At 62.4% G+C, this 18,615-nt stretch carries 17 protein-coding genes; 14 read left to right on the top strand and 3 right to left on the bottom strand.

From position 1 onward, the window contains the following. The first annotated feature begins 60 nt into the window (after positions 1–60). The 6 genes from accA (at position 61) to ispD (ending at position 6,877) form a co-directional block, all read left to right on the top strand. Positions 61–1,008 carry an acetyl-CoA carboxylase carboxyl transferase subunit alpha gene (accA, locus tag ACIQUF_RS08760; RefSeq protein ID WP_186679193.1) on the top strand — a complete coding sequence of 316 codons (948 nt, stop codon included), beginning with the start codon at positions 61–63 and terminating at the stop codon, positions 1,006–1,008. A gap of 56 nt (positions 1,009–1,064) precedes the next feature. Next, the gene (tilS, locus tag ACIQUF_RS08755) at positions 1,065–2,345 is read left to right on the top strand and encodes a tRNA lysidine(34) synthetase TilS (protein WP_403130610.1); all 1,281 of its coding nucleotides are present in this window, start codon (positions 1,065–1,067) and stop codon (positions 2,343–2,345) included. A gap of 269 nt (positions 2,346–2,614) precedes the next feature. Further along, positions 2,615–4,243, top strand: a complete 1,629-nt coding sequence (locus ACIQUF_RS08750) for a CTP synthase (protein ID WP_403130608.1) — start codon at positions 2,615–2,617, stop codon at positions 4,241–4,243. Between the two features lie 196 nt (positions 4,244–4,439). Further along, complete coding sequence (gene eno / locus ACIQUF_RS08745) at positions 4,440–5,729, top strand: phosphopyruvate hydratase (protein ID WP_201203040.1); 1,290 nt, start codon at positions 4,440–4,442, stop codon at positions 5,727–5,729. 162 nt (positions 5,730–5,891) lie between these two features. Next, the gene (ftsB, locus tag ACIQUF_RS08740; RefSeq protein ID WP_023534037.1) at positions 5,892–6,173 is read left to right on the top strand and encodes a cell division protein FtsB; all 282 of its coding nucleotides are present in this window, start codon (positions 5,892–5,894) and stop codon (positions 6,171–6,173) included. Beyond that, positions 6,170–6,877 (top strand): 2-C-methyl-D-erythritol 4-phosphate cytidylyltransferase, encoded by a 708-nt coding sequence (gene ispD, locus ACIQUF_RS08735; RefSeq protein ID WP_403130605.1) that lies wholly within the window; start codon positions 6,170–6,172, stop codon positions 6,875–6,877. The genes ftsB and ispD overlap by 4 nt, the downstream gene beginning before the upstream one ends. Before the next feature lie 38 nt (positions 6,878–6,915). Here the strand turns inward: ispD and ACIQUF_RS08730 are convergent, their stop codons facing one another. Next, positions 6,916–7,812 carry a LysR substrate-binding domain-containing protein gene (locus tag ACIQUF_RS08730; RefSeq protein ID WP_403130603.1) on the bottom strand — a complete coding sequence of 299 codons (897 nt, stop codon included), beginning with the start codon at positions 7,810–7,812 and terminating at the stop codon, positions 6,916–6,918. A 106-nt stretch (positions 7,813–7,918) separates the two neighbouring features. Between ACIQUF_RS08730 and ACIQUF_RS08725 the strand changes: the two genes are divergently transcribed. From ACIQUF_RS08725 to rpoS, 8 genes are all read left to right on the top strand, one after another. Then, positions 7,919–9,031 carry an S-(hydroxymethyl)glutathione dehydrogenase/class III alcohol dehydrogenase gene (locus ACIQUF_RS08725; RefSeq protein WP_403130600.1) on the top strand — a complete coding sequence of 371 codons (1,113 nt, stop codon included), beginning with the start codon at positions 7,919–7,921 and terminating at the stop codon, positions 9,029–9,031. Between the two features lie 8 nt (positions 9,032–9,039). After that, positions 9,040–9,894: an S-formylglutathione hydrolase gene (gene fghA / locus ACIQUF_RS08720; protein WP_403130598.1), complete on the top strand. Its 855-nt coding sequence runs from the start codon at positions 9,040–9,042 to the stop codon at positions 9,892–9,894. A gap of 76 nt (positions 9,895–9,970) precedes the next feature. Continuing rightward, positions 9,971–10,444 (top strand): 2-C-methyl-D-erythritol 2,4-cyclodiphosphate synthase, encoded by a 474-nt coding sequence (ispF, locus tag ACIQUF_RS08715; RefSeq protein ID WP_403130596.1) that lies wholly within the window; start codon positions 9,971–9,973, stop codon positions 10,442–10,444. Further along, positions 10,441–11,499 carry a tRNA pseudouridine(13) synthase TruD gene (gene truD / locus ACIQUF_RS08710; protein WP_403130593.1) on the top strand — a complete coding sequence of 353 codons (1,059 nt, stop codon included), beginning with the start codon at positions 10,441–10,443 and terminating at the stop codon, positions 11,497–11,499. The genes ispF and truD overlap by 4 nt, the downstream gene beginning before the upstream one ends. Then, on the top strand, positions 11,487–12,236 hold the full coding sequence (surE, locus tag ACIQUF_RS08705; RefSeq protein ID WP_317661507.1) for a 5'/3'-nucleotidase SurE: 750 nt from the start codon (positions 11,487–11,489) through the stop codon (positions 12,234–12,236). Before truD ends, surE begins: the two co-directional genes overlap by 13 nt. Before the next feature lie 38 nt (positions 12,237–12,274). Then, a complete protein-coding gene (locus ACIQUF_RS08700) occupies positions 12,275–12,913 on the top strand; it encodes a protein-L-isoaspartate(D-aspartate) O-methyltransferase (protein ID WP_403131384.1) in 639 nt (212 codons plus the stop codon). A gap of 185 nt (positions 12,914–13,098) precedes the next feature. Further along, the gene (locus ACIQUF_RS08695; RefSeq protein WP_403130590.1) at positions 13,099–13,956 is read left to right on the top strand and encodes a peptidoglycan DD-metalloendopeptidase family protein; all 858 of its coding nucleotides are present in this window, start codon (positions 13,099–13,101) and stop codon (positions 13,954–13,956) included. 108 nt (positions 13,957–14,064) lie between these two features. Continuing rightward, complete coding sequence (rpoS, locus tag ACIQUF_RS08690; protein ID WP_008099655.1) at positions 14,065–15,072, top strand: RNA polymerase sigma factor RpoS; 1,008 nt, start codon at positions 14,065–14,067, stop codon at positions 15,070–15,072. Positions 15,073–15,560: 488 nt separating this feature from the next. Here the strand turns inward: rpoS and fdxA are convergent, their stop codons facing one another. Together fdxA and mutS are read right to left on the bottom strand one after the other, a co-directional pair. Continuing rightward, positions 15,561–15,884, bottom strand: a complete 324-nt coding sequence (gene fdxA / locus ACIQUF_RS08685; RefSeq protein ID WP_060510084.1) for a ferredoxin FdxA — start codon at positions 15,882–15,884, stop codon at positions 15,561–15,563. A gap of 140 nt (positions 15,885–16,024) precedes the next feature. Beyond that, entirely contained in the window at positions 16,025–18,598 is a 2,574-nt protein-coding gene (mutS, locus tag ACIQUF_RS08680) for a DNA mismatch repair protein MutS (protein ID WP_403130586.1), read from the bottom strand. Positions 18,599–18,615 lie beyond the last annotated feature (17 nt).

Raw genomic sequence — 18,615 nt, 5'->3', positions numbered from 1 at the left:
GTAGGGCGCCAAACGGATCAACCGGCCGGCCGCCTGGCCGTAGACCCAAGACGGATGACTATGAACCCGAATTTTCTCGATTTCGAACAGCCGATTGCCGACCTGCAAGCCAAGATCGAAGGGCTGCGCCTGGTGGGTAACGACAACTCGCTGAACATCAGCGATGAAATTGCCCGTCTGCAAGACAAGAGCAACACCCTGACCGAAAGCATCTTCGGCAACCTGACCAGCTGGCAGATCGCCCGCCTGGCCCGCCACCCACGTCGTCCTTACACCCTGGACTACCTGGAGCACATCTTCACCGAGTTCGAAGAGCTGCACGGCGACCGCCACTTCTCCGACGACGCCGCCATCGTTGGTGGTACCGCCCGCCTGGATGGCAAGCCGGTCATGGTCATCGGCCACCAGAAGGGCCGTGAAGTGCGCGAAAAGGTTCGCCGCAACTTCGGCATGCCGCGCCCAGAAGGCTACCGCAAGGCGTGCCGCCTGATGGAAATGGCCGAGCGCTTCAAGATGCCGATCCTGACCTTCATCGACACCCCGGGCGCTTATCCAGGCATCGACGCCGAAGAGCGCAACCAGAGCGAAGCGATCGCCTGGAACCTGCGTGTCATGGCGCGCCTGAAGACGCCGATCATCGCCACTGTTATTGGTGAAGGTGGTTCCGGCGGTGCGCTGGCCATCGGTGTGTGCGACCAGCTGAACATGCTGCAGTACTCGACCTACTCAGTGATTTCGCCGGAAGGTTGCGCCTCGATCCTGTGGAAAACCGCCGACAAGGCCGCCGACGCTGCCGAGGCCATGGGCATCACCGCCGAGCGCCTGAAGAGCCTCAACATTGTTGACAAGGTCATCCAGGAGCCACTGGGCGGTGCCCACCGTGACCCGGCGAAGATGTCCGAAAGCATCCGCGCCGACCTCGTTCAGCAGTTGGACATGCTCGGCAAGCTCGACCATGACGCGCTGCTGGCCCGTCGTTACGAGCGCCTGATGAGCTACGGCCTCTGATAGAAATGCTGGGGCCGCTGTGCGGCCCCAGTGTTTTCGAGTGATGTGAGGCTTCCATGATCGACCTCACCCCCTGGCTCAGTGCCCCAGCCTGGCACATCGCCTTCTCTGGCGGCCTCGACTCCACCGTCCTCCTGCATCTGCTGGCCGACCATGCCCGCACCCACGCAACGCCTCCACTGCACGCAATCCACATCCACCACGGTCTGCAGCCTGCCGCCGACACTTGGCCAGAGCATTGCAAAGCGGTCTGCGAGCGCCTTGGTATCAAGCTGACGATCATCCGCGTTCAGATAGCCCCCGGCGCCAGCCTGGAGCAGGCTGCCCGTAATGCCCGCTATTCGGCATTTCAGGAGAGCCTCAGTTCAGGTGACGTGCTGTTCACAGGCCAACACCGCGATGATCAGGCCGAAACGTTGCTATTTCGCCTTTTGCGCGGTGCCGGCCTGCGAGGGCTGACTGCAATGCCGGTACAGCGGCCATTGGGGCAGGGCATCCTGGCCAGGCCGCTACTGAACGTTTCGCGCGCGCAATTGCACAATTATGCGCAAGCGCACGGACTGTCCTGGATCGAAGACCCGTCCAATACTGACACGGCCTTTGCCCGCAATTTCCTGCGTGGCGAAGTGTTTCCGTTGCTGCAGCAGCGTTGGCCGCAGGCGAGCCAGAACCTTGCCCGTAGCGCCGAGCATCTGGGCGAAGCGCTGGGTCTGCTCGATGAGTTGGCCCAGGCAGACCTGGCTGTGGCCGGAGAGGGTGCGCCTGCCATCTGGTCTAGCCTCGACTCCCTGGATCTGGCGACGCTCGCGGCGCTTTCGCCAGCGCGACAGCGCAATGCCTTGCAGTACTGGCTGAGTCTACGCACCCGCCTGCCAGATAGTCGGCACTGGGCGGGCTGGGCGGACTTGCGTGATGCGGCGATTGATGCCCAACCCGTCTGGCAACTGACCGACGGCAAGCTTGCGCGCAGCCACGGGCGCATCTGGTGGCTGAGTGGTGATTGGTTGCAGCCCGTCGCGGACGGGCTGCGCTGGGAGCAGCCGACCAGCCCGCTGCCATTGCCTGGCAACGGTAGTGTTAGCCTGCAGGGCAGCACACCGGGCGACTTACGCATTGCCTACCGTCGGGGCGGCGAAGTGCTGGATGTTCCGGGCCGTGGCAAGCGCGACTTGAAACGCTTGCTCAACGAGCTGCAAGTCCCGCACTTCATGCGTGGGCGCCTGCCGTTGCTGTACAGCGGCGAGCGCTTGCTGGCCGTGGCCAATCTGCCCGAATTGGGGTGGGCGGATTGCCAACTGCACTGGCAACCTCCGACGAACGCGCAAGGTTTGAGCTGAAGGGTACATTCCGGTAGACTACCCTCCCTTCTTGATACAACTTCTGTGCGTTCCTCGGAAACACGGCAGTTGCCGATTACCAAGCAGTTTTTTGCTGGGCTGATTCTGGAAATGACGAGCGAGCTCCATGCTGGGGATACCCCTGGTCTGTACAGACGCGGCAGTTTTTCGAGATGCACTGTGATTGACGCAGGTGATCGGGGGCTTCGGCCTTCCTTCGCTTTCTCCGGCGGCGCTGGCCGCCTTAACGCAGACTTCTAGGGTTTTTCATGACGCGCTACATATTCGTCACGGGCGGTGTTGTTTCTTCATTGGGGAAAGGCATTGCCTCGGCTTCCCTGGCGGCCATCCTGGAAGCGCGGGGCCTGAAGGTCACCATGCTGAAGCTGGATCCGTATATCAACGTCGATCCTGGCACCATGAGTCCGTTCCAGCACGGTGAAGTCTTCGTCACCCACGATGGTGCCGAGACCGACCTCGACCTGGGCCACTACGAGCGGTTCATCCGCACGACCATGACCCAGAACAACAACTTCACCACCGGACGTATCTACGAGCACGTGCTGCGCAAGGAACGCCGTGGTGATTACCTGGGCGCGACCATCCAGGTCATCCCGCACATCACCGACGAAATCAAGCGTCGCATCATCAAGGGTGCCGGCGATGCCGACGTGGCCCTGGTGGAAATCGGCGGTACCGTGGGTGACATCGAGTCGCAGCCGTTCCTCGAGGCAATTCGCCAGCTGCGCGTCGAAGTGGGCTCCAAGCGCGCCATGCTGATGCACCTGACCCTGGTCCCGTACATCGCCACCGCTGGCGAAACCAAGACCAAGCCGACTCAGCACTCGGTCAAGGAACTGCGTTCCATCGGCCTGCAGCCTGATGTGCTGATCTGCCGTTCCGACCACCCGGTCGATGCCTCGTCGCGCCGCAAGATCGCGTTGTTCACCAACGTCGAAGAGCGTGCGGTCATCTCCCTGGAAGACGTCGATACCATCTACAAGATCCCAGGTGTTCTGCACGCCCAGGGCCTGGACGACTTCGTCGTCGAGCGCTTCGGCCTGCAGTGCAATGGCGCCGACCTGTCCGAGTGGGACAAGGTTGTCGATGCCAAGCTCAACCCTGAGCAGGAAGTGACCATCGCCATGGTCGGCAAGTATATGGAGCTGCTGGACGCGTACAAGTCGCTGATCGAAGCGATGAGCCACGCCGGCATCACCAACCGCACCAAGGTCAACCTGCGCTACATCGATTCCGAAGACATCGAGAACCAGGGCACCAGCCTGCTCGAAGGCGCCGATGCCATCCTGGTGCCGGGCGGTTTCGGCCTGCGTGGCGTGGAAGGCAAGATCACCGCGGTGCAGTACGCCCGTGAGAACAAGGTGCCGTACCTGGGTATCTGCCTGGGTATGCAGGTGGCCGTGATCGAGTTCGCCCGTAACGTGGTGGGCTGGAAAGACGCCAACTCCACCGAGTTCGACCGCAACAGCGGCCACCCGGTAGTCGGCCTGATCACCGAGTGGGCCGATGCCACCGGTGCCGTCGAGACCCGTACCGAAGCCTCCGACCTGGGCGGCACCATGCGCCTGGGCGCACAGGACTGCCAGCTGTCTGCCGGTTCCAAGGTGCATGACTGCTACGGCAAGGACGTGATCACCGAGCGTCACCGTCACCGCTACGAAGTGAACAACAACCTGCTGCCGCAGCTGGTTGACGCGGGCCTGCTGGTTTCCGGTCGCTCCGAAGACGGCGCGCTGGTGGAAGTGGTCGAGTCCAAGGACCACCCATGGTTCGTCGCCTGCCAGTTCCACCCGGAGTTCACCTCCACCCCGCGTGACGGTCACCCGCTGTTCAGCGGCTTCGTCAAGGCGGCCCTGGCCCAGAAGAACAAGTCCTGAAGCTAGGCTTTGATGAGTTTTCCGACGGTTAAAACCGCGCAAGGCTCATTTCTCGGGTAAAGTACGCCCCGATCTGCCCCTGACCGCACGGTCAGGGGCTGCTTTCACCCGGCCTGCCTGCTGCATCCCCGCCGGCTGAAAGGCAAGAATTCCCTAAAGCTGCGTTGTTTTCGTCAATTCTGGAGTGCTTACAACAATGGCAAAAATCGTCGACATCAAAGGTCGTGAAGTTCTCGATTCGCGTGGCAACCCCACCGTGGAAGCCGATGTACTGCTCGACAACGGCATCATCGGCAGCGCCTGCGCGCCGTCCGGTGCTTCCACCGGCTCGCGCGAAGCGCTGGAGCTGCGTGATGGCGACAAGAGCCGTTACCTGGGCAAGGGCGTGCTGAAGGCCGTCGGCAACATCAACGGCCCGATCCGTGAGCTGCTGCTGGGCAAGGATCCGTCCGACCAGAAAGCCCTGGACCGCGCCATGATCGAGCTGGACGGTACCGAGAACAAGGCCAAGCTGGGCGCCAACGCCATCCTGGCTGTTTCCCTGGCTGCCGCCAAGGCCGCTGCCCAGGACCAGGACCTGCCGCTGTACGCGCACATCGCCAACCTCAACGGCACCCCGGGCCAGTACTCGATGCCGGTTCCGATGATGAACATCATCAACGGTGGCGAGCACGCCGACAACAACGTCGACATCCAGGAGTTCATGGTTCAGCCGGTTGGCGCCAAGACCTTCTCCGACGGCCTGCGCATGGGCACCGAGATCTTCCATCACCTCAAAGCTGTGCTCAAGGCCCGTGGCCTGAACACCGCCGTGGGTGACGAAGGTGGCTTCGCGCCGAACCTGGCTTCCAACGAAGACGCCCTGGGCGCCATCGCCGAAGCCGTTGAAAAAGCTGGCTACAAGCTGGGCACCGACGTGACCCTGGCCCTGGACTGCGCGGCTTCCGAATTCTACGAGGACGGCAAGTACAACCTGTCCGGCGAAGGCAAGTCGTTCGACGCCGAAGGCTTTGCCGACTATCTGAAAGGCCTGACCGAGCGCTTCCCGATCATCTCGATCGAAGATGGCCTGGACGAGTCCGACTGGGCTGGCTGGAAAATCCTCACCGACAAGATCGGTGAGAAGGTGCAGCTGGTCGGTGACGACCTGTTCGTGACCAACACCAAGATCCTCAAGGAAGGCATCGAGAAGGGTATCGGTAACTCGATCCTGATCAAGTTCAACCAGATCGGCTCGCTGACCGAGACCCTGGAAGCCATCCAGATGGCCAAGGCTGCCGGCTACACCGCCGTGATCTCGCACCGCTCCGGTGAAACCGAAGACTCGACCATCGCCGACCTGGCCGTGGGTACCGCTGCTGGCCAGATCAAGACCGGTTCGCTGTGCCGTTCCGACCGCGTCTCGAAGTACAACCAGCTGCTGCGCATCGAAGAGCAACTGGGCGCCAAAGCGGTTTACCGTGGTCGCGCCGAGTTTCGCGGCTAAGCAAGAGATGGTAAAAAGACAGCAGCCGAGGCTGTCGGAATTTTCGAACTGAAATTTCCGGCGCTTCATACGGGTTTCTGTCAACGAAGCCTGGCCTCGGCCAGGCTTCGTGCTATTTGAGGCCTGCCCGTTGCTGGCGGTCTTTTTAATCTGGATACCTTGATGCGCAGTCCCTATTGGTTGTTTCTTGTCCTGCTCTTGCTGCTCGGTGGCCTGCAGTACCGCCTTTGGGTCGGTAACGGCAGCTTGGCGCAAGTGGCCGAGCTCAAGCAGCAGATCGACGAGCAGCATGCCGAAAACGAGCGGCTGCTGGAGCGTAACCGCGTGCTCGACGCCGAGGTGCTGGAGTTGAAGAAAGGTATGGAGACCGTCGAAGAGCGGGCTCGTCATGAATTGGGAATGGTCAAAGAGGGCGAAACCCTCTTCCAGCTGCCGCAAAAATGATCGATACGCTACCGGCTTTCTGGGCCGTGATTCCCGCTGCGGGCGTGGGTGCCCGCATGGCTGCCGACCGACCCAAGCAGTACTTGCAACTGGGCGGGCAGACCCTTATCGAGCATAGCCTCGACTGTTTTCTTGGCCATCCTGCGCTCAAAGGCGTGGTGGTCAGCGTTGCCGAAGATGACCCGTACTGGCCAGGCCTGCGTTGCGCCAGCGATCCGCGCATCCAGCGTGCCCCGGGTGGGCGCGAGCGCGCCGACTCGGTGCTCAATGCCCTGCTGCTGTTGCATGCCCAAGGGGCGGCGGACAGCGACTGGGTGTTGGTGCACGATGCGGCGCGGCCGAACCTGGCGCGTAGCGACCTGGATAAGTTGTTGTCGGAACTGGCCGATGACCCGGTAGGTGGGCTGCTGGCGGTCCCGGCGCGCGATACGCTCAAGCGGGCCGATGTCAGCGGGCGCGTCAGTGCCACCGTGGATCGCAGCACCATCTGGCAGGCCTATACGCCGCAGATGTTCCGCCTGGGCGCTTTGCACCGGGCATTGGCCGAGTGCCTGGTGTCCGATGTGCTGGTTACCGATGAGGCGTCGGCCATCGAATGGTCCGGCCAGGCACCGCGACTGATCGAGGGGCGCAGCGACAACATCAAGGTGACTCGCCCGGAAGACCTGGAGTGGTTGCGTCAGCGTTGGGCAAACCGGCATTAAGTTGTCTGTCCCGCGAAGAGGCCGGTAAAGCCATCACATCAATCCTGTTTGTACTCCGGCAACCCTGCCAACCCTTCCTTCAGATAATCCACCAAACGCCGAACCTTGGGCGACAGATGCCGCTGCTGCGGATACAGCGCCCATACTGCCGTGTTCGGCGGCTGATGCGCCTCCAGTAACGACACCAGCGCCCCACTGTTGAAGTGCTCCCGCACGTAGTAGTCCGGCAACTGGCACAACCCCATCCCCAGCAAGGCCGCATCCAGCACTGCCTGCCCACTGTTGCAACGCCAGTTGCCCTGAACCCGCTGGCTGATCTCGCGCCCATCCTGCTGCAACGCCCACAGGTCCGAGCTGCCCACCAGGCAGTTGTGCCGGGCCAGTTCGGAAAGGCTGTGCGGCCTGCCATAACGTTCCAGATAGGCAGGCGAGGCGCACAGGTACATGCGCCGTGGCGCCAGGCGTGTGGCCACCAGCCGGGAATCGGCCAGCCGGCCCAGGCGAATCGCCAGGTCCATACCTTCGTGCAGGAGGTCCAGGGTACGGTTGCTCAGTTCCACCTCCACCCGTAACTGCGGATACAACCCCATGAAGCGCGTCACCAGCGGCACGATGAAGCGCTCGCCATAGGCCACGGCGCAGGTCATGCGCAGCAGCCCCTTGGGTTCGCTGGCCAGGTCGCCCATGGCGCGCAGGGCCTCCTCGCGGCCGTCCTGCAAGCGCTGGCAGTGTTGCAGGAAAGTCTGACCTGCTTCACTCAAGGTGACGCGACGGGTGCTGCGATACAGCAGTCGGGTCTGCAGGCGCTCTTCAAGGCGGGCGATCTGCCGGCTGATATGCGATGACGACACGCCCATGCGCTCAGCCGCCGCCGTGAATTGTCCCGACTCGGCAACGGCGACGAATTCGTCAATGCCTTCCCAGCGGCTGCTCATCGATTATCCCTGTGTGGCAATAATGTTTTGTCTTGGTCTAGATTATTCATCAAAAACAGCTGAATTACACTGTGGGACTGAATCGACACTCTTCTGGAGACCTTTGATGATCAAGTCCCGTGCCGCCGTAGCCTTCGAGGCCAAGAAACCCCTGGAAATCGTCGAAGTCGACGTGGCCATGCCCAAGGCCGGCGAAGTGCTGCTGCGCGTGGTCGCCAGCGGTGTCTGCCACACCGACGCCTACACACTGTCGGGCGCCGACCCGGAAGGCATCTTCCCGTCGATCCTCGGTCATGAAGGCGGGGCGATCGTCGAGGCGATTGGCGAGGGCGTAACCTCGGTAGCCGTCGGTGACCACGTGATCCCGCTGTACACCCCGGAGTGTGGCCAGTGCAAATTCTGCCGCTCGGGCAAGACCAACCTGTGTCAGGCCATCCGCGCTACCCAGGGCAAGGGCTTGATGCCGGACGGCACCACCCGCTTCTCGTACAAGGGACAGCAGCTGTTCCACTACATGGGGACTTCGACCTTCTCCGAGTACACCGTGCTGCCGGAAATTTCCGTGGCCAAGATCCAGAAGGAAGCACCGCTGGAGAAGGTCTGCCTGCTCGGTTGCGGCGTGACCACCGGCATCGGCGCGGTGCTCAACACTGCCAAGGTCAAGCCGGGCGACACCGTGGCCATCTTCGGCCTGGGCGGCATCGGCCTGTCGGCAGTGATCGGTGCGGTCAAGGCCAAGGCCTCGCGCATCATCGCCATCGATATCAACCCGGCCAAGTTCGAGATCGCCCGCCAGCTGGGTGCCACCGACTGCATCAACCCGAAAGACTACGAGCGTCCGATCCAGGAAGTGATCGTCGACCTCACCGATGGCGGCGTGGACTTCTCGTTCGAATGCATCGGCAATGTGCAGCTGATGCGTGCGGCCCTGGAGTGCTGCCACAAGGGTTGGGGTGAGTCGGTGATCATCGGCGTTGCCGGGGCCGGCCAGGAAATCGCCACTCGGCCGTTCCAGCTGGTGACCGGCCGCGTCTGGCGCGGTTCGGCCTTCGGTGGCGTACGGGGCCGCAGCGAGCTGCCAAGCTACGTGGAAATGTCCGAGAAGGGCGAGATTCCGCTGGATACCTTCATCACCCATACCATGGGCCTGGAGGACATCAACAAGGCCTTCGACCTGATGCATGAAGGCAAGAGCATCCGCAGCGTGATCCACTTCTGAGGTCAGCCATGAGCCTGGATAACATCTCCTGCCAGAAAAGCTTCGGCGGCTGGCACAAGCGTTACCGGCATCACTCCAAGGTGCTGGGCTGCGACATGGTGTTCGCCGTCTACCTGCCACCGCAGGCCGAGCAGGGCGAGAAGCTGCCGGTGCTGTACTGGCTGAGCGGGCTGACCTGCACCGACGAAAACTTCATGCAGAAGGCCGGCGCCCAGCGCCTGGCCGCCGAGCTTGGCCTGATCATCGTTGCGCCCGACACCAGCCCGCGTGGGGAACAGGTGCCGGGCGACCCGGACGGTGCCTGGGATTTCGGCCTGGGCGCGGGCTTCTACCTCAACGCCACCCAGCAGCCCTGGGCGCAGCACTACCGCATGCATGATTACGTGGTAGAAGAGCTCCCGGCATTGATCGAGGCGCATTTCCCGGCCTCCGATCAGCGCAGTATCAGCGGCCACTCCATGGGCGGGCACGGTGCGTTGGTCTGCGCCTTGCGCAATCCAGGGCGCTATCGCTCGATCTCGGCATTTTCGCCGATCAGCAATCCGATGGATTGCCCGTGGGGCGAAAAAGCCTTCAGCCGCTATCTGGGAGAAGACCGCGCGCGCTGGCGCGAATGGGATGCCAGCGTACTGCTGGCCGAGACGCCAAGCGGTGAGTGCCCGCCGTTGCTGGTGGACCAGGGCGACCGTGACGATTTCCTGGAAAAGCAGCTTAAACCCGAGGCCCTGGAGCAGGCGGCGCGCAAGGGGGGGCATGCACTGACCCTGCGCCTGCAGCCTGGCTATGACCACAGCTACTACTTCATCGCCAGCTTCATCGATGACCACCTGCGCCATCATGCAGCGGCACTCGGAAGGGTTTAACGACCTGGTCCAAAAGCCGCCCAACCACCTGCAAAGCAGGTAGAATCACGCCCTGACTCAATCAGGGCGTTTTTCTATGCGTATTGGCCACGGCTACGATGTGCACCGTTTCTGCGACGGTGATTTCATTACCCTGGGTGGGGTGCGTATCCCTCACAAATACGGCCTCCTGGCCCATTCCGACGGTGACGTGCTGCTGCATGCCTTGAGCGATGCCTTGCTCGGCGCCGCAGCGCTCGGTGACATCGGCAAGCACTTCCCCGATACCGACCCGCAGTTCAAGGGTGCCGACAGCCGCGTGCTGCTGCGCCATGTGCTCGGCATCGTCCAGGCAAAAGGCTGGAAGGTCGGCAACGTCGACGCCACCATCGTTGCCCAGGCGCCGAAGATGGCCCCGCACATCGAAACCATGCGCCAACTGATCGCCGAAGACCTGCAGGTCGAGCTCGACCAGGTCAACGTCAAGGCCACCACCACCGAGAAGCTGGGCTTCACCGGCCGTGAGGAGGGCATCGCCGTGCACGCGGTCGCCCTGCTGCTGCCAGCATGACCGAATTGGAACTGCTGGGCCCGCGCGCATCGGGCGAGCCACTGGGCACTGCGGTGCTCAAGGCCGTGGCGGAAGACTTCCAGGTCGACGAAGTGCTCGATATTCCGTTGTCTGGCCAAGGCGAACATTTGTGGTTGTGGGTCGAGAAACGCGACCTGAACACCGAAGAGGCGGCCCGCCGCCTGGCACGCGCAGCGGGCGTGCCGGTGCGTTCGATCAGCTATGCCGGACTCAAGGACCGTCAGGCGCTGACCCGTCAGTGGTTCAGCCTGCACCTGCCGGGCAAGGCCGACCCGGACCTGTCCCGTGCTGAAGATGACACCTTGCGTGTGCTCAAGCAGGTGCGTCACTCGCGCAAGCTGCAGCGCGGCGCCCACTCGGCCAACGGCTTCACCTTGCGCCTGACGGCACTGGCGGCGGATCACCAGGCACTGGATGTACGCCTGCAAGCGCTCAAGCAGCAGGGTGTTCCCAACTACTTTGGCAGCCAGCGTTTCGGGCATGGCGGCGGCAACGTTCAGGATGCCCTGCACTGGGCAGAGCGCAAGGCGCTGCCAGAGCAACGCAACGTACGTTCCCGGTTGCTCTCTGCCGCGCGCAGCTACGTCTTCAACCAGGTATTGGCCGCCCGCGTCGCCGACGGCAGTTGGCAGCGTGCGCAGGTCGGCGACCTGTTGGCGTTTACCGATAGCCGCAGTTTCTTTCCTGCAGGTGAGCAGGAATGTGCTGATCCACGCCTGGACATTCTCGACTTGCACCCCACCGGCCCGATGTGGGGCGAAGGCCCTTCGCCCACAGCCGGCGCGGCTTACGGGGTGGAGTCGGCGATTGGCGAACAGCATACCGCTCTGTGCCAATGGCTCGCCAATGCGGGCATGAGTCACGAACGGCGCATCCTGCGGCTCCCTATTGGCGGCCTGACGTGGCATTATCCCGAGCCTGATATCCTGCAACTGGAATTCGTCCTTCCGGCCGGATGCTTCGCCACCGTAGTGGTGCGCGAACTCGTCGATCTGGTGCCGGCAGGGCAGACGGACAGCCCATGCGTATTCTGATTTCGAATGATGACGGTGTTACCGCACCCGGCCTCGCCGCGCTCCACGGTGCGCTGGCGGATTATGCCGAGTGCGTGGTGATTGCGCCGGACCAAGACAAGAGCGGCGCCGGCAGTTCGCTGACGCTGGACCGGCCGCTGCACCCGCAGACCCTGGCCAACGGCTTCATCAGCCTCAATGGCACGCCCACAGACTGCGTGCACCTGGGGCTCAACGGCCTGTTGCCGGAGCCGCCGGACATGGTCGTTTCTGGGATCAACCTGGGGGCCAACCTGGGGGATGACGTTATCTATTCCGGCACGGTGGCCGCTGCGCTGGAAGGCCGCTTCCTGGGCGGCACCTCATTGGCGTTCTCGCTGCTCTCGCGATTGCCCGACAACTTGCCGACTGCGGCCTTTATCGCCCGTCGCCTGGTCGAGGCGCAGTCGCGCCTCGAGCTGCCGCCGCGTACCGTGCTCAACGTCAACATCCCCAACCTGCCGCTGGAACACATCCGCGGCATCCAGCTCACCCGCCTCGGTCATCGGGCGCGGGCAGCGGCGCCAACCAAGGTGGTCAACCCGCGCGGCAAGGAAGGCTACTGGATTGCCGTGGCCGGGGATGCCGAGGATGGCGGGCCGGGTACCGACTTCCACGCGGTGATGCAAGGCTACGTGTCGATCACCCCGCTGCAACTGGACCGCACGTTCAACGATGCCTTCGAGCAGCTCGACGGCTGGCTGGAGGGCCTGCTCTGATGCGCGAACAGGATGATTTGCAGCGTCGTGGCATCGGCATGACCTCCCAGCGTACCCGGGAGCGGCTGATTCAGCGCCTGAGCGAGGAGGGCGTGTCGAACCCCAAGGTACTCGACGCCATCCGCCGAACGCCACGCCATCTGTTCGTCGATGAGGCGCTTGCCCACCGCGCCTACGAAGACACCGCACTGCCCATTGGGCACAACCAGACCATCTCGCAGCCGTTCATGGTCGCCCACATGAGTGAGCTGCTGCTGGAGGCCGGGCCGCTGGATAAAGTGCTGGAGATCGGCACGGGCTCCGGATACCAGACCGCGATTCTTGCGCAGCTGGTGGAGCGGGTATTTTCGGTCGAGCGGATCAAGGTGCTGCAGGACCGGGCCAAGGAGCGTCTGGTAGAGCTGAACCTGCGCAACGTGGTGTTTCGCTGGGGCGACGGTTGCGATGGCTGGCAGGCGCTGGCGCCCTACAATGGCATTATCGTCACCGCCGTGGCACCGGAAGTGCCGCAGGCATTGCTCGACCAGCTGGCGCCGGGTGGCCGCATGGTGATACCCGTAGGGCCGGCCGGCGAGGTACAGCAACTGATGCTGATCGTCCGTGAGGAACAGGGCTTTTCTCGTCACGTGCTGGGGGCCGTGCGCTTCGTGCCGCTGCTCAATGGCCCGTTGGCCTGAGCGGCAGGGAATATTTGCGGCGGCAACGAATTCTTGCCGCTTCGCCGTGTCTATCTGGCGGGGTATCCCGGCTCTTCAGAGGGCCTTTTCACCGAGCCTGCCAATGCAGCGTCGCTCGGTTATAATTGCAACATTATTGCATTTGATAACGTTTTATCGTTTTCGGCACCATGAGGGGAGCGCGGGTGGGGCACACAGTCATTGGGCAGCGCAGGGATCGGTCGGTTTTCAAGCTTCTGGTGATTGCACTGGCCATGGGCACTCTGCTGACAGGTTGCTCCAGCACCAGCTCGAGCGGTGCGCGCGTGGTCGATCGCAACAACGCGGCGCCCAAGCGCCCGACCGTGACTTCTGGCCAGTACGTGGTCAAGCCCGGCGACACGCTGTTCTCCATCGCCTTCCGCTACGGCTGGGATTACAAAGAGCTCGCCGCACGTAACGGTATCGCCCCTCCGTACACCATTCGCCCAGGCCAGGCGATTCGCTTCAGCAGCGGCTCGACCGGGAGCACCACGGTGGTGTCCAGCCCGTCCTCTTCGAGCAAGACAACGGTCATTCGTCGCCCTGTTGGATCACCTATCACCTCACCTGCCAGCGGCGGAAAAACGACGCCAACTTCGCCAACCACGCCTGCGCCGGTAGTTACCACGGTGCCCGCCGCAGAGCGGGCCGTGGGTGGCTGGACATGGCCGGCCAACGGTGTGCTGATTGGTAAATTCGCTTCAAACGGTAGTTTGAATAAAGGCATTGATATCGCCGGTGATTTGGGACAGCCTGTTTTTGCTGCGTCTGATGGTGCGGTGGTCTACGCCGGGAGTGGCTTGAGGGGCTACGGCGAGCTAATCATCATCAAGCACAGCGACACCTATGTCAGTGCCTACGGCCACAACCGCAGGCTGTTGGTTCGGGAGGGGCAGCAGGTCAAGGCAGGGCAGTCGATTGCTGAAATGGGGTCCACGGGCACTGATCGGGTGAAGCTGCATTTCGAGATTCGCCGCCAGGGCAAGCCAGTCGATCCACTCCAGTTCCTGCCACGCCGTTGATTGTTGTTCCCGGCCTGTTCCTCTGATGTAGAGGGGACAGGCTCCAGCGATGCCAGGGATGCAGGCGCCGCTCGAGTCTGAGTTCGAACTCAGCAAAGGACTATAACAATGGCTCTCAATAAAGAAGCGCCGGAGTTTGACATCGACGATGACGTCCTCCTGATGGAGACGGGCATCGTTTTGGAAACGGATGTGGTGTCAGACGAACCTGCTGTACCGTCGGTTCGGACCAGGGCCAAATCAGGCTCTTCGCTCAAGCAGCACAAGTACATCGATTATAGCCGGGCGCTCGATGCCACCCAGCTGTATCTCAACGAGATCGGTTTCTCGCCTCTGCTTTCGCCGGAAGAGGAAGTGCACTTCGCGCGACTGTCGCAGAAGGGCGATCCCGCTGGCCGCAAGCGCATGATCGAAAGCAACCTGCGCCTGGTTGTGAAAATTGCCCGTCGTTACGTCAATCGCGGCCTGTCGTTGCTCGACCTGATCGAGGAAGGCAACCTGGGGCTGATTCGTGCAGTCGAGAAGTTCGACCCGGAGCGCGGTTTCCGTTTCTCGACCTATGCGACCTGGTGGATCCGCCAGACCATCGAACGGGCGATCATGAACCAGACCCGCACCATTCGCCTGCCGATCCATGTGGTCAAGGAACTCAACGTCTACCTGCGTGCCGCGCGGGAGCTGACCCAGAAGCTCGATCACGAACCCTCTCCTGAAGAAATCGCCACCCTGCTGGAGAAGCCCGTTGCCGAGGTCAAGCGCATGCTCGGCCTTAACGAGCGGGTGTCGTCGGTGGACGTATCGCTAGGCCCGGATTCGGATAAGACACTGCTCGACACGCTCACCGATGATCGGCCAACCGACCCGTGCGAGCTGCTGCAGGATGACGACCTGTCGCAGAGCATCGATCAGTGGCTCGGTGAGCTGACTGACAAGCAGCGTGAAGTGGTAGTCCGCCGTTTCGGCCTGCGTGGTCATGAGAGTAGCACCCTGGAAGACGTTGGCCTGGAGATCGGCCTGACCCGCGAGCGGGTACGGCAGATTCAGGTCGAAGGCCTCAAGCGCCTGCGTGAGATCCTGGAAAAGAACGGGTTGTCCAGCGAGTCGCTGTTCCAGTAAGCGTTGCCGCTGGTATCAAGAACGCCCCGATGACCTCGGGGCGTTTTCATTTGTGCGATCTGAATCCTGGAACCAGGGAATGTGTACGGCGCTACCCTGGATGCATCGCGTGTAAGCCTTTGCTTACTCGTTGTGTAAGCCTTCCGTGTAACCAGGGGTAAATCATTGTCGTTTCCAACTAGTACGCATTCATAAGTATATGAAATAAAAGGATTTTTTAGATGTGTGGAAGTGTGTCCCCGGTAATCTTTTGAGAGATTTCGCAGTTGTCTGCCTCTCAGAAATCGCTAGTATTCGAACTGTGCACACGGACATGCACAGGCTTTCAGGGAGAAGGCCAAGGACATCGCAAGAAGCGATTTCATTAAGGACGATGTTTGGGACAAGCAGGGACTACGGAAAAAATGTGGGCGGGTCAAACCGCCCCTTTTTTTTGCCCGCAGAAAATGAAAAAAGGCCCGTTGCGGGCCTTTTTCGTATCTGGACGCTTAGCGCTCCAGATCAGCGATCTTGCCGGGCTTGCCATCCCACTCTTCGGCGTCTGGCAGGGCATCCTTACGCTCGGTGATGTTTGGCCAGACTTCAGCCAGCTCGGCGTTGAGCTCGATGAAGTTCTCCATGCCCGCAGGTATTTCGTCTTCCGAGAAGATGGCCTGGGCCGGGCATTCAGGCTCGCACAGTGCACAGTCGATGCACTCGTCCGGGTGAATCACCAGGAAGTTCGGGCCTTCGTAGAAGCAGTCCACCGGGCAGACTTCCACGCAGTCGGTGTATTTGCATTTGATGCAGTTGTCGGTGACGACGAAGGTCATTTCTAGTTCTCTCCTCAGGCAACGGCGGCGGCCCTTCCTCTCAGGGCCGCGCGGTTTACGGGCATGTGGCTGCAGGCCAGGCTAATAACCTGCAGCACCAGCAAACCGCGGCGGATTCTACCAGCTTGTAGTGGGCGCCGTTATAACAGGTTCTTTAGTTGATATAGCATTTCGATAGCTTGACGGGGGGTCATGTCGTCAAGGTCCAGCTTGCCCAGCTTCTCGATGGCCGGATGTGGCAGGCTGGCGAACAGGTCGCTCTGGTGCGGTGCTTGTGGCTCGCCCTTGGCTTTTTTCGATGCGGGTAATTCATGCGGCAGGCTGCTGGTTTCCAGGCGGCCCAGGTGTTCACGGGCTCGCTGGATCACCGGCGACGGCACGCCGGCCAACTGTGCCACGGCCAGGCCATAGCTTTGGCTGGCCGGGCCAGGCAGCACGTGGTGCAGGAACACGATGCGCTCGTTGTGCTCGGTGGCGTTGAGGTGCACGTTGGCTACCAGCGGCTCGCTTTCCGGCAGCACGGTCAGCTCGAAGTAGTGCGTGGCGAACAACGTGTAGGCGCGCAGCTGTGCCAGGCGCTCGGCGGCCGCCCAGGCCAGGGAAAGGCCGTCGAAGGTACTGGTGCCGCGGCCCACTTCGTCCATCAGCACCAGGCTGCGGTCGGTGGCGTTGTGCAGGATATTGGCGGTCTCGCTCATCTCGACCATGAAGGTCGAGCGTCCACCGGCCAGGTCATCGCTGGAGCCGATACGGGTGAAGATGCGGTCGACCAGCGACAGCTCACAGCTGGCCGCCGGGACGAAACTGCCGATGTGGGCCATCAGCACGATCAGCGCGGTCTGGCGCATGTAGGTGGACTTACCACCCATGTTTGGGCCGGTGATGATCAGCATGCGAGTGCTGTTGTCCAGGCCCAGGTCGTTGGCCACGAACGGCGTGGTCAGCACCTGCTCGACCACCGGGTGACGGCCCTGCTCGATACGCAGGCACGGCTCGTCGACGAAGCGTGGGCAGTTCAGGTCGAGGTTCAGCGCACGTTCGCCGAGGTTGCTCAGCACGTCCAGTTCAGCCAGCGCGGCGGCGCTGTCCTGCAGCGGGGCGAGGTGGCTGATGAGGGTTTCCAGCAGCGCGTCGTAGAGCATCTTCTCGCGGGCCAGGGCGCGGCTCTTGGCCGACAACGCCTTGTCCTCGAATGCCTTGAGCTCCGGGGTGATGAAACGCTCGGCACCCTTGAGGGTCTGCCGCCGAATGTAGTCGCCCGGGGCTTGTTCGGCCTGCTTGGTCGGCAGCTCGATGAAGTAGCCGTGAACACGGTTGTAGCCGACCTTGAGGTTGGCAAGGCCGGTGCGGGCCTTCTCACGGGCTTCCAGGTCTATGAGGAACTGGCCGGCGTTTTCACTGATGGCCAGCAGCTCGTCCAGCTCGTTGTCGTAGCCGGCCTTGAGCACGCCGCCGTCGCGGATCACCGCTGGCGGGTTGTCGATGATCGCCCGCTCCAGCAGGCTGGCGAGCTCCGGATAGGTGCCGGTGATGGCCGCCAGGCGCGCCAGGTGCGGCGCCTCCAGCTCGGACATTGCGTTCTGCAGCTCGGGCAGGGCGCCGAGGGCATCGCGCAGGCGCGCCAGGTCCCGTGGGCGGGCGTTGCGCAGGCCGATACGGGCGAGAATCCGCTCGATATCGCCGATTTCCTTGAGCTGCGGCTGCAGTTTTTCGAAGCGGTAGCCGTCGAGCAGGCAACGGATCGAATCCTGGCGGGCTTGCAGGACCTTGAGGTCACGCAGCGGGCGATTCAGCCAGCGGCTCAGCAAGCGGCTGGCCATGGCGGTCTGGCAGCGGTCGATCACCGACTGCAGGGTATTGTCGCGCCCGCCGGCGAGGTTGATGTCCAGTTCCAGGTTGCGGCGGCTGGCACCGTCGAGGATCACCGTGTCGTCCAGACGCTCGTGGCGCAGGCTGCGCAGGTGCGGCAGGGCGGTGCGCTGGGTTTCCTTGGCGTAGGTCAGCAGGCAGCCGGCGGCACCGATGGCCAGAGTCAGCTTGTCGCAGCCAAAGCCCTTGAGGTCTTTGGTCGCGAACTGCTGGCAGAGCGCCTTGCGCGCCGAGTCGCGGTCGAAGTCCCAAGGGGCACGCCGATGCGCACCGCGACGTTTCTCGGCCGGAAGATCACGCGGCCAATCGTCGGGGATCAACAGCTCGACCGGGTTGAGGCGTTCGAGCTCGGCCAGCAAGTTCTCCCAGCCCTTGATCTCCTGCACGCTGAAGTTGCCGCTGGTGATGTCCAGTACCGCCAGGCCGAACAGGCGCTCGTCGCCCAGCAGCGCGGCGATCAGGTTGTCGCGGCGCTCATCGAGCAGCGCTTCGTCACTGATCGTGCCAGGGGTGATGATGCGCACCACCTGGCGTTCCACCGGGCCTTTGCTGGTGGCCGGGTCGCCAATCTGTTCGCAGATCACCACCGACTCGCCGAGCTTGACCAGTTTGGCCAGGTAGCCTTCCAGCGAATGGAACGGAATCCCGCACATGGGGATCGACTGGCCAGCCGACTGACCGCGCGCGGTCAGGGTGATATCCAGCAGTTTCGCGGCTTTTTTCGCGTCTTCGTAGAAGATCTCGTAAAAGTCGCCCATGCGGTAGAACATCAGCTGGTCCGGGTGCTGGTTTTTCAGCTTCCAGTACTGCTGCATCATCGGGGTGTGTGCGGAAAGATCAGACATTCAGGGCCTTACAGCGG

It is taken from the genome of Pseudomonas sp. NPDC090233, from assembly GCF_044772285.1.
Taxonomy (GTDB): domain Bacteria; phylum Pseudomonadota; class Gammaproteobacteria; order Pseudomonadales; family Pseudomonadaceae; genus Aquipseudomonas.
The sequence above is the reverse complement of the archived record's forward strand: the minus strand, read 5'-3'. Positions and strand labels throughout refer to the sequence as shown.